Genomic DNA, 9,106 nt, shown 5'->3' on the forward strand with positions numbered 1-9,106 from the left:
CAGCGGCGCCGGCCTGCGCCAGCGGCCAGGGCGGCATGAGGCCGCTGCCGCCCATGCGCTACCCTCGGGGACCATGCGCGCATTCCACTGCCTGACCTGCGCGGCGGCCCTGCTGGCATTGGGCGGCTGCAGCACCCCGGCGCCCCCCTCGGTGCACCGGGCCCCGGTTTACACGCCGTTGTCGCAGGTGCAGGCGAGCGACATCGCCATCCACGCGCTGGGCCTCGTGGGAACGCCCTACCGCCATGGCGGCAACACGCCCGATTCGGGCTTTGACTGCAGCGGGCTGATTGGCTACGTGTACCGCAGCCGCATGGGCACGGCGCCACCGCGCACCGTGGCGCAGCTCAGCGGCTGGGGTGAACCCGTCTCCGGCAGCGAACTGCGCGCGGGGGACCTGGTGCTGTTCGGCACCGGACCCGTGCCCTCGCATGCCGGCATCTACGTGGGCCAGGGGCGCTTCGTGCACGCGCCGTCCAGCGGCGGCAGGGTGCGCCTGGACCTCCTGCAAGCGCGTTACTGGGCGCGGCAGAACGCGTCGTTCCGGCGGCCCTGAGCGAGCCCGCCCATGCCCACCCTCCGCGCTGCCACCCCGACGCCCTGGTTTTCGGGTTTTGCTTGTTCTTCTACTTTCTTTATTTATAAATAGCAGTAGTAGTAGGCCCTGCCGTTTTCTGTGGACAAGCCTTGTTTCCCCAGTGCTGGTGCGGGTTTGCGCAGCGCCAAAGCCTGTGGGGTGACGCGCGCAATGGGCGAAGTGCAGAGACAACAACTTGGGCGCCGGGTCTTTTTCTGTGGATAACCACCGAGTTGTGCCAGAACTATTCCCAGGTTTGTCCACGCTCGCCTGCCGCAGGGCTGCGGCCACGCTGGCGGAGACGGAAAGCGTCGCGCGGCGCTGGATGCGCCATCAGCCAGCAAAAAGAAAGCGCTCCCGGGTTTCGGGCATCTGCTGGCCTGCGTTGACAATCGCGGGTTTCGTGTCCGTCGGGCAAGCGACGAGGCCCCCAACAAAAGGAAAGGTTTTTTCATGTTCAAGAACGTGCTCCTGTACCGCATTGCGCCGCAATCGCAGGTGGAATGGACGCAGCTGGAAGAGGCCCTGGCGAAGGCGCCGTTCATGGAGTGCGGCGCCACGCAGGAGAAGTCCCTGGGCTGGGTTGCGCCCCGGGGCGAGGCGCATGGGCCGTTGGCGGAATCGGTCGCGGGGCAGTGGATCGTGCGCTGCATGCTCGAGGCCAAGGCCGTTCCGGGCCCGGTGCTGGCCCGCAAGGTGAAGGAAAAGGCCGAGCGCATCGAGCGCGAAACCGGCCGCAAGCCGGGCAAGAGGGAGAGCCGGGATCTCAAGGACGAGACCCGGCTGGATTTGCTGCCCATGGCGTTCACCAAGCAGACGGCGGTGTGGGTGTGGATGGATACCGCGTCCCGCCTGTTGCTGCTCGACACCTCCAGCCAGAGCTGCGCCGACGAGGTCGTGACCCTGCTGGTCGAATCGCTTCCCGGCCTGTCGGTGGCGTTGCTCGACACCCGGACCAGCCCGCAGGCCGCGATGTCGCACTGGCTCGGAGCGCAGGAGCCGCCCGCGGGTTTCAGCGTGGACCGCGAATGCGAGCTCAAGAGCGCCGACGAGGAGAATTCCGTGGTGCGCTACGCCCGCCATCGGCTCGATATCGAAGAGGTGCAGGCGCATATCGCCGCCGGCAAGCTGCCGACCCGGCTTGCGCTCACGTGGAACGACCGCGTCTCCTTCCTGCTCACCGAAGGCTTGCAGCTCAGGAAGCTGGAGTTCCTGGACCCGGTGTTCGATGGCGGCAAGGCCGACGATCGCGGTTTTGACACCGACGTGGCGCTTGCCACGGGCGAGCTGGCGCAGCTGATCCCCGATCTGATCGAGGCCTTGGGCGGCGAAGCGCAGGCGGGCGTGGCCGAGGCGGCGGCCGGGCCCGCGCCGGTGGACGGGAGCCCGGATTCGGCCCCGTTCTGAGCCGCGGCGCATGTGACAAATGCGTACAGGGCGGCCGGTGTTGTCTGGCAAACTGCGGCGCCTTGCTGAAAACCAGGGAGGGTTGGGGCAGGGCGGCCGCGGCGTGCACGGCGTCGGCGCACCCCCTGTTTTCAAGGAAGACGAACCATGAATCTCTTCTCGTTCATGCGGCGGTTCACGATTCGGTTGCGCATGCTCGGGGCCATTGCCGTGGTTCTGGGCCTGCTGAGCCTGCTGGGTGGCGCAGGCATGCTGGGAATGTTCCGCATCCACGCCATGAGCGAAGATTTCATGGCGCACACCATTGCCAAAATGGCCGACATGGCCGCGCTGCAGGGCGAGATGGGAGCGATCCGCCAGCACGAGAAGGACATGATCATCGGCTACGAAAAGCCCGAGGCCGTGAAGGCCGCGCACGCCAAGTGGCAGGCCAGCCTGGAGCAGGCGCGCAAGATTGCCGACAAGTTCCTGGAGGGTGAAGAAGATTCGGACAATCCCGTGCTGCGCAGCATCATCACCAGGCTCGACAGCTACCGCGACCTGTTTGCTCCCGTGATCCGCCAGCTCGAGGCCAGCGGCTACGACACGGCGACCATTGCGAACCACATGAGCGCCAAGGCGGTGGCCGAGTTCGATCTGGCGGGCCAGTCGATGGGCGAGCTCGACGCCGTGCTGCGCAGCGAGGTCGCCAGGTCGGTGCAGCAACAGGGCGCGGTATCGAGCCAGACGAACTGGCTTTTCGCGCTCTTGGTCTTGGTCACGGTGGTGATGGTGGTGCCCACCACGCTGATGAACATGCGCTCCATCTGCCGTCCGCTGGAGGACGCGTGCGCGATGGCGCAGGCCATTGCCGGCGGGAACCTTGCGCAGCGCATCGCGGCCGATGAGCGCGATGAGGTGGCCGACCTGCAGCGCGCCCTGCGCGACATGCAGCAGGGCCTGGGGACGCTGGTGGCGCAGGTGCGCGACGCCAGCGGCAGCGTTGCCAGCGCCAGCCAGGAGATCGCCGCAGGAAACCAGGACCTGTCGCAGCGCACGGAACAGACGGCCGGCCATGCGCAGGAGGCGGCGACCTCGCTGTCGCAGCTCACGTCCACCGTGCAGCAGACCGCGTCCTCGTCGCGCATGGCGCACCAGCTGGCGACCTCGGCGTCGGATACGGCCACGCGCGGCGGCGCGGTGATAGCGCAGGCCGTGGTCAGCATGCGCGAGATCTCGGCGTCGAGCCGCGAGATCGGCGACATCATCGGCCTGATCGACTCGATCGCTTTCCAGACCAACATCCTGGCGCTCAACGCCGCGGTGGAGGCCGCGCGCGCCGGCGAGCAGGGGCGTGGCTTCGCCGTGGTGGCGAGCGAGGTGCGCAGCCTGGCGCAGCGCTCGGCCACTGCCGCGAACGACATCAAGGCCCTCATCGGTCGCAGCGTGAGCGCCGTGGACGGCGGCGTGCGCCATGTGGAAGACGCGGGCACAGCGATGCAGGAGATCGTGGCCAGCGTGCAGCGGGTCAACGAAATCATTGGCCAGATCACGGCGGCGGCGTCCGCGCAGTCCGCCGGCATAGGCCAGGTGAATCAGTCGGTGGGCGAAATCGACCGCATGACCCAGCAGAACGCCGCCTTGGTGCAGGAGTCGGCCGCCGCGGCCGAGTCCCTGCGCGAACAGGCGGCCCGCCTGGCGCAGGTGGTGCGGCAGTTTCGCCTGGCAGCGTAGGCGCTGCGCCCGGGCCAGCATGCGCCAGGCCCTGCGGCGGCGCCCGGCCACCTGCACTCGCACCCGCGGCCGGGCAGCATGCTGGCCCGGCCTGGCGGGGTGTCGGTGTAGGCTCGCTGGCGCAGACCCTGTTCGTCGGCCTTGGCGGCTGCGCGCTCAGACGGCGAAGCCGTCATCCGCCGCGATCACGGCGCCGTTGATGAAATGGCTCTGGTCGCTGGCGAGCATGATCAGCAGCGCGTCCAGGTCCTCGGGGCTGCCCACGCGCTTGCGCGGCAGCATCGCCATCAGCTTGCGGCCCTGCTCCGTCTGCCAGTGGTGGTGGTTGATTTCCGTATCGATGTAGCCGGGGCAGATGGCGTTGACGTTGATTCCGAAGCGGCCCCACTCGATGGCCATGGCCCGGGTCATCTGCACCACCGCCGCCTTGCTCATGCAGTAGGCGCCGATCTGCGGCAGCACCTTCAGGCCCGCCATGGACGCGATGTTGATGATGCGCCCGCCCGTGAAGCTGCCCGGCGCAGCCCCGCAGGAGCGCGCGAGCATGCGCTTGCCCACCTCTTGCGCGACGAAGAACGCGCCCTTGACGTTGGTGTCGAAAATGAAGTCGTAGTCCTCTGGGGTCAGGTCCTGTATGCGCTGGGTGATGCCGACTCCCGAGTTGTTCACCAGGATGTCGATCGACCCCATCTCGGTTTCGGCGTGCGCCACGGCGGACCGGATGGAATCAAGGTCGGTCACGTCGAGTTCGATCGCATGCGCGTCACCGCCGTCGCCCTCGATGCGCGCGCGCAACTCCTTGAGCTTGTCCACGCGGCGGCTGGCCAGCACCACACCCGCACCCGCGCGGGCCAGCGTGCGGGCAAACTGCGCGCCCAGTCCGCCGGAGGCGCCCGTGATGAAGGCCACGCGGCCGGACAAGTCGATGCTGTATGCCATTGAAGTTCTCCCTTCCCCCTGCTGATGAAAATAGAACGGTCGTTCGATTGCCCGCCCTCCATGAATACAATCGGTCGCCAGCCGGACAGGGCATTGCGCCCCACGCCGCGGAAAATCAACCGATTATCAGACGCCCGAGTACAAGCCCATGACCCCCGATGAAATCCTCGCCCAGCATGGTCCCCGCGAATCGATGGAATACGACGTGGTGGTCGTGGGCGGCGGCCCGGCCGGCCTTTCCACGGCCATCCGGCTCAAGCAGCTGGCCGCCGAAAAAGCGCAGGACGTCTCGGTGGTGGTGCTGGAAAAGGGCTCCGAGCCCGGTGCGCACGTCCTCTCGGGCGCGGTCATGGATCCCCGGGCGCTGACCGAGTTGATCCCCGACTGGAAAGAACGCGGCGCCCCCTTGGACCAGCCCGTGACCGACGACGCCTACGTCTTCCTGGGCGAGACATCGGGCTTTCGCGTTCCGAACATGTTCCTGCCGCCGTTTGCGCGCAACCATGGCAACTTCGTCGTGAGTCTGGGTGCGGTCACGCGCTGGCTCGCCGCGCAGGCCGAGGCCCTGGGCGTGGAAATCTTCCCCGGCTTCGCTGCCGCCGAAGTGCTCTACGGCGACGACGGCTGCGTCAAGGGCGTTGCCACCGGCAACCTGGGGCTGGGCAGGGACGGCGTGCCCGGAGCGAACTTCCAGCTCGGCATGGAACTGCTGGGCAAGTACACCGTGTTCGCCGAGGGCGCGCGCGGCCACCTGGGCCGCCAGCTGATCGCGCGCTACGGGCTCGACCAGGGGCGTGACCCGCAGAGCTTCGGCATTGGCGTCAAGGAGCTGTGGGAGATCGACCCCGGGCGCCACCAACCCGGCTTCGTGATGCACACCGCCGGCTGGCCCCTGAAGAGCGACACCTACGGCGGCGCCTTCCTCTACCACCTGCCAGAGCGCAAGCTGGCCGTCGGTTTCGTCACCGGCCTGGGCTACCGCAACCCCTACCTCGACCCGTTCGAGGAATTCCAGCGCTGGAAGACGCATCCCAGCATCCGCTACTACTTTGAAAACGAAAACGGCGAGATCACGGCCAAGCGTTTGGCATACGGCGCGCGCGCCATCAACGCCAGCGGAATCGACGCCCTGCCCAAGACCATCTTCCCGGGCGGCGCGCTCGTGGGCTGCGACGCCGGTTATCTGAACGTCGGGCGCATCAAGGGCAGCCACGCCGCGATCAAGACCGGCATGCTGGCCGCGCAGGCCGCGTACGACGCCATCGCAGCGGGCCGCCAACACGACGAGCTCGGCGCCTACCCCGAGGCCTTCGGGAAGAGCTGGTTGCACACCGAGCTGAACAAGGACCGCAATTTCAAGAACTGGTTCAAGTACGGCCTGACCACGGCCACGCTGATGAACGGCTTCGAGCAGTTCGTGCTGCGCGGCCATATCCCCTGGACGCTGCACCGCGACAAGCCCGACCACGCCTGCCTCAGGCCCGCCGCCGAATGCCAGCCCATCGCCTACCCCAAGCCCGACGGCAAGCTGACCTTCGACCGCCTCTCGAGCGTGTTCATCAGCAACACCCACCACGAAGAGAACCAGCCCGTGCACCTGACGCTCAAGGACGCGAGCGTTCCGGTCCGTGTCAACCTGGCGGAATACGCCGGCCCCGAGGCGCGCTACTGTCCCGCGGGGGTCTACGAGTTCGTCCCCGACACGGCCCGGGGCGGCGACGCGCAGCGCCTGCAAATCAACGCGCAAAATTGCGTGCACTGCAAGACCTGCGACATCAAGGACCCCACGCAGAACATCGTCTGGGTGGCGCCCGAGGGCGGCGGCGGTCCGAACTACGCGGGCATGTAATCAGCCTGCCGACCCGTCGCGCACCCTGCCCCGCAGCGCCTTGGTCTCGCCGCGCTGCGTTTTGCGCTCCAGCCGCCGCCGCCTGGATTCGTAGCTGGGCCGGGTGGCGCGGCGCACGCGCGGGGGGCGGGCCACGCGGCCGACCAGTGCGTTCAGGCGCTCCAGCGCATCGGCGCGGTTTTGCTCCTGGCTGCGGTACCGCTGGGCCTTGATGACGACTACGCCCTCTTGCGTGATGCGCGTGTCGCGCAGGGCCAGCAGGCGTTGCTTCACGTCGTCCGGCAACGAAGACGCCGCCACGTCGAAGCGCAGATGCACCGCGCTGGAGACCTTGTTGACGTTCTGCCCACCCGCGCCCTGCGCGCGCATGGCGCTGATTTCGACTTCTTCCTCGGACACCTGCAGGGGCGGCAACGGGGTCATGGCTGCTTTCTGCCCGCGGGAAGCGGGGCCGGCGCGTCAGGCCGCAGGCTGCAACTGCGCCAGGCCGTCGATGGCCAGGCCGTAGCCCGGCACACCAAAGCCGCACATCACGGCCCGGGCCGCCGCAGCCATGCAGGAATGCTGGCGGAACGACTCGCGCGCATGCACGTTGCTGATGTGCAGTTCGATCAGCGTCACGCCCGTGCCCTTTATGGCATCGTGCAGCGCCACGCTGGTATGGGTGTAGGCGCCGGCGTTCATCACCACGCCGGCGAGATCGCCCGCGGCGTGCACGCGGCCGGCTTCGTGGATCCAGTCCAGCAGCGCGCCCTCATGGTTGCTTTGGTGAAAGCGCAGCGCAAAGCCATGGCGCGCGCAGGCGGCGCTGCACAGCTTTTCCACGTCGGCCAGCGTGTGCATGCCGTACACGGCGGGCTCGCGCTGGCCCAGCAGGTTCAGGTTCGGGCCATTCAGCACAAAAACGGTTTTCACAAACAGGCACTCCGGGACGCTGCGCCTGCCACCCTGGCGGGCCAGAGGGGGGATTATGCGGTGCACCGAGGAGAGCAGCAGCTCCCTCTGGCGGTTTGGACAAACTGCTTGCATCCTTGCCCGGAGTTTGCGATAGTTGTATCGCTAAAAACCACGCAAGCGCGCCATGCCCATCTCAATCCGATTGCCCGATGACGTTGAAGCCCGGTTGAAGAAATTGGCCGCGCTGACCGGGCGCAGCAAGACCTATTACGCCACCGAGGCGATTTGCGAACACATCGACGACTTGGAGGACTTGTACTTGGCCGAGCGCGAGTTGGAAGCAATTCGTGCGGACAAGTCGCAAACCGTACCGCTCGAGGAAGTGATGAAACGCTATGGCATGGAAGATTGAGCTTTCGGCGCTGGCGCGGAAGAACCTTGATCAACTTGACCCACAAATTGCCCGGCGCATCCTGTCCTTTCTGCGTAAGCGCGTGGCCCCTCTGGACAATCCGCGCAGTCTGGGGGAAGCCCTTAAGGGTTCGCGCTTGGGTGAGTTCTGGAAGTACCGCGCAGGGGACTATCGCGTAATTGCTCACATTGAGGACGGCGCTTTGCGAATCCTGATCGTCAGGATCGGTAACCGGCGCGAGGTGTATCGCTGATACGAGATCGGGGGGCGCGGCGGACGGGCAGGCTGCTTGCGCAGATCCGGGCCGCATGCTGAATGGGAGAATGCGCCCCATGCTGCAATTTGACCTTCTCAAGACCGACCCCACCAGCCACGCGCGCCGCGGCGCGCTCACGCTGGGCCATGGCGTGGTGCAGACGCCGCTCTTCATGCCCGTGGGAACCTATGGCACCGTCAAGGGCGTGACGCCGCGCAGCCTGCATGAAATGGGCGCGCAGATCATTCTGGGAAATACCTTTCACCTGTGGATGCGCCCCGGGCTCGACGTGTTGCAAGGCTTTGGCGGCCTGCACGGCTTTGAAAAGTGGGACAAGCCCATCCTCACCGATTCCGGCGGCTTTCAGGTGTGGAGCCTGGGCGCCATGCGCAGGATCACCGAGGAGGGTGTGCATTTCGCCAGTCCGGTGAATGGCGACAAGCTCTTCCTGTCGCCCGAGCTGAGCATGCAGATCCAGACCGTGCTCGGCAGCGACGTCGTGATGCAGCTCGACGAATGCACCCCCTACGAGACCCGGGGGCAGCTGACGACCGAGGGCGAGGCGCGCCAGTCCATGGAAATGAGCCTGCGCTGGGCCAGGCGCAGCCAGGCGGAGTTCCTGCGCCTGAACAACCCGAATGCGCTCTTTGGCATCGTGCAGGGCGGCATGTACGAGAACCTGCGCGCCGAATCGCTCGCAGCCCTGGTGGCCATGGACTTTCCCGGCTACGCCATCGGCGGTGTGAGCGTGGGCGAGCCCAAGGAGGAGATGCTGCGCGTCATGGCGCACACGCCGCACCGGCTGCCCGCGCACAAGCCGCGCTACCTGATGGGAGTGGGAACGCCCGAGGATCTGCTCGAGGGCGTGGCCCAGGGCGTGGACATGTTCGACTGCGTGATGCCCACGCGCAATGCACGCAACGGCACGCTGTTCACCCGCTTTGGCGACCTGAAGATCCGCAACGCCCGCCACAGGGCCGACCAGCAGCCGCTGGACGGCAGTTGCTCCTGCTATGCCTGCGCGGGCCCGTCCGGTGTGCCCTGGGACCAGGGGGG

10 protein-coding genes are annotated in these 9,106 nt (G+C 67.0%); 7 read left to right on the plus strand and 3 right to left on the minus strand.

Features of this window, described 5'->3' with window-relative positions; all coding sequences use genetic code 11:
* Positions 1-73 precede the first annotated feature (73 nt).
* The 3 genes from VTU_RS0115995 to VTU_RS27690 all read left to right on the plus strand — a co-directional run bounded on the left by VTU_RS0115995 (position 74) and on the right by VTU_RS27690 (position 3,697).
* Positions 74-556 (plus strand): C40 family peptidase, encoded by a 483-nt coding sequence (locus tag VTU_RS0115995; protein ID WP_029554474.1) that lies wholly within the window; start codon positions 74-76, stop codon positions 554-556.
* Between the two features lie 474 nt (positions 557-1,030).
* The gene (locus VTU_RS0116000) at positions 1,031-1,984 is read left to right on the plus strand and encodes a recombination-associated protein RdgC (protein WP_010105995.1); all 954 of its coding nucleotides are present in this window, start codon (positions 1,031-1,033) and stop codon (positions 1,982-1,984) included.
* Positions 1,985-2,131: 147 nt separating this feature from the next.
* Entirely contained in the window at positions 2,132-3,697 is a 1,566-nt protein-coding gene (locus VTU_RS27690) for a methyl-accepting chemotaxis protein (protein WP_010105997.1), read from the plus strand.
* Positions 3,698-3,853: 156 nt separating this feature from the next.
* On the opposite strand, the gene VTU_RS0116010 is transcribed toward VTU_RS27690, so the two are convergent.
* Entirely contained in the window at positions 3,854-4,636 is a 783-nt protein-coding gene (locus VTU_RS0116010) for an SDR family oxidoreductase (protein WP_010105999.1), read from the minus strand.
* A gap of 148 nt (positions 4,637-4,784) precedes the next feature.
* On the opposite strand from VTU_RS0116010, the gene VTU_RS0116015 reads away from it, so the two are divergent.
* A complete protein-coding gene (locus VTU_RS0116015; protein WP_010106000.1) occupies positions 4,785-6,485 on the plus strand; it encodes an electron transfer flavoprotein-ubiquinone oxidoreductase in 1,701 nt (566 codons plus the stop codon).
* Here VTU_RS0116015 and arfB read toward each other — a convergent pair whose 3' ends face one another.
* Both arfB and VTU_RS0116025 read right to left on the minus strand, forming a co-directional pair.
* On the minus strand, positions 6,486-6,908 hold the full coding sequence (arfB, locus tag VTU_RS0116020; protein WP_010106002.1) for an alternative ribosome rescue aminoacyl-tRNA hydrolase ArfB: 423 nt from the start codon (positions 6,906-6,908) through the stop codon (positions 6,486-6,488). It lies immediately after the preceding gene.
* Between the two features lie 36 nt (positions 6,909-6,944).
* Positions 6,945-7,400 carry a type II 3-dehydroquinate dehydratase gene (locus VTU_RS0116025; protein ID WP_010106004.1) on the minus strand — a complete coding sequence of 152 codons (456 nt, stop codon included), beginning with the start codon at positions 7,398-7,400 and terminating at the stop codon, positions 6,945-6,947.
* Between the two features lie 166 nt (positions 7,401-7,566).
* Between VTU_RS0116025 and relB the strand changes: the two genes are divergently transcribed.
* From relB to tgt, 3 genes are all read left to right on the plus strand, one after another.
* Positions 7,567-7,794, plus strand: a complete 228-nt coding sequence (gene relB, locus VTU_RS0116030; RefSeq protein ID WP_029554475.1) for a type II toxin-antitoxin system RelB family antitoxin — start codon at positions 7,567-7,569, stop codon at positions 7,792-7,794.
* Positions 7,778-8,047 (plus strand): type II toxin-antitoxin system RelE family toxin, encoded by a 270-nt coding sequence (locus VTU_RS0116035; RefSeq protein ID WP_010106007.1) that lies wholly within the window; start codon positions 7,778-7,780, stop codon positions 8,045-8,047. The genes relB and VTU_RS0116035 overlap by 17 nt, the downstream gene beginning before the upstream one ends.
* Positions 8,048-8,126: 79 nt before the next feature.
* Positions 8,127-9,106: tRNA guanosine(34) transglycosylase Tgt (gene tgt, locus VTU_RS0116040; protein WP_010106009.1), on the plus strand; the 980-nt coding region annotated here is incomplete at its 3' end.

This window comes from Verminephrobacter aporrectodeae subsp. tuberculatae At4 (genome assembly GCF_000193225.1).
In the GTDB taxonomy this organism is placed as follows: domain Bacteria; phylum Pseudomonadota; class Gammaproteobacteria; order Burkholderiales; family Burkholderiaceae_C; genus Acidovorax; species Acidovorax aporrectodeae.

Coding starts and splice junctions, on each gene's coding strand:
- VTU_RS0115995 (WP_029554474.1), top strand. CDS start 74: ATGCGCGCATTCCACTGCCTGACCTGCGCGGCGGCCCTGCTGGCATTG.
- VTU_RS0116000 (WP_010105995.1), top strand. CDS start 1,031: ATGTTCAAGAACGTGCTCCTGTACCGCATTGCGCCGCAATCGCAGGTG.
- VTU_RS27690 (WP_010105997.1), top strand. CDS start 2,132: ATGAATCTCTTCTCGTTCATGCGGCGGTTCACGATTCGGTTGCGCATG.
- VTU_RS0116010 (WP_010105999.1), bottom strand. CDS start 4,636: ATGGCATACAGCATCGACTTGTCCGGCCGCGTGGCCTTCATCACGGGC.
- VTU_RS0116015 (WP_010106000.1), top strand. CDS start 4,785: ATGACCCCCGATGAAATCCTCGCCCAGCATGGTCCCCGCGAATCGATG.
- arfB (WP_010106002.1), bottom strand. CDS start 6,908: ATGACCCCGTTGCCGCCCCTGCAGGTGTCCGAGGAAGAAGTCGAAATC.
- relB (WP_029554475.1), top strand. CDS start 7,567: ATGCCCATCTCAATCCGATTGCCCGATGACGTTGAAGCCCGGTTGAAG.
- VTU_RS0116035 (WP_010106007.1), top strand. CDS start 7,778: ATGGCATGGAAGATTGAGCTTTCGGCGCTGGCGCGGAAGAACCTTGAT.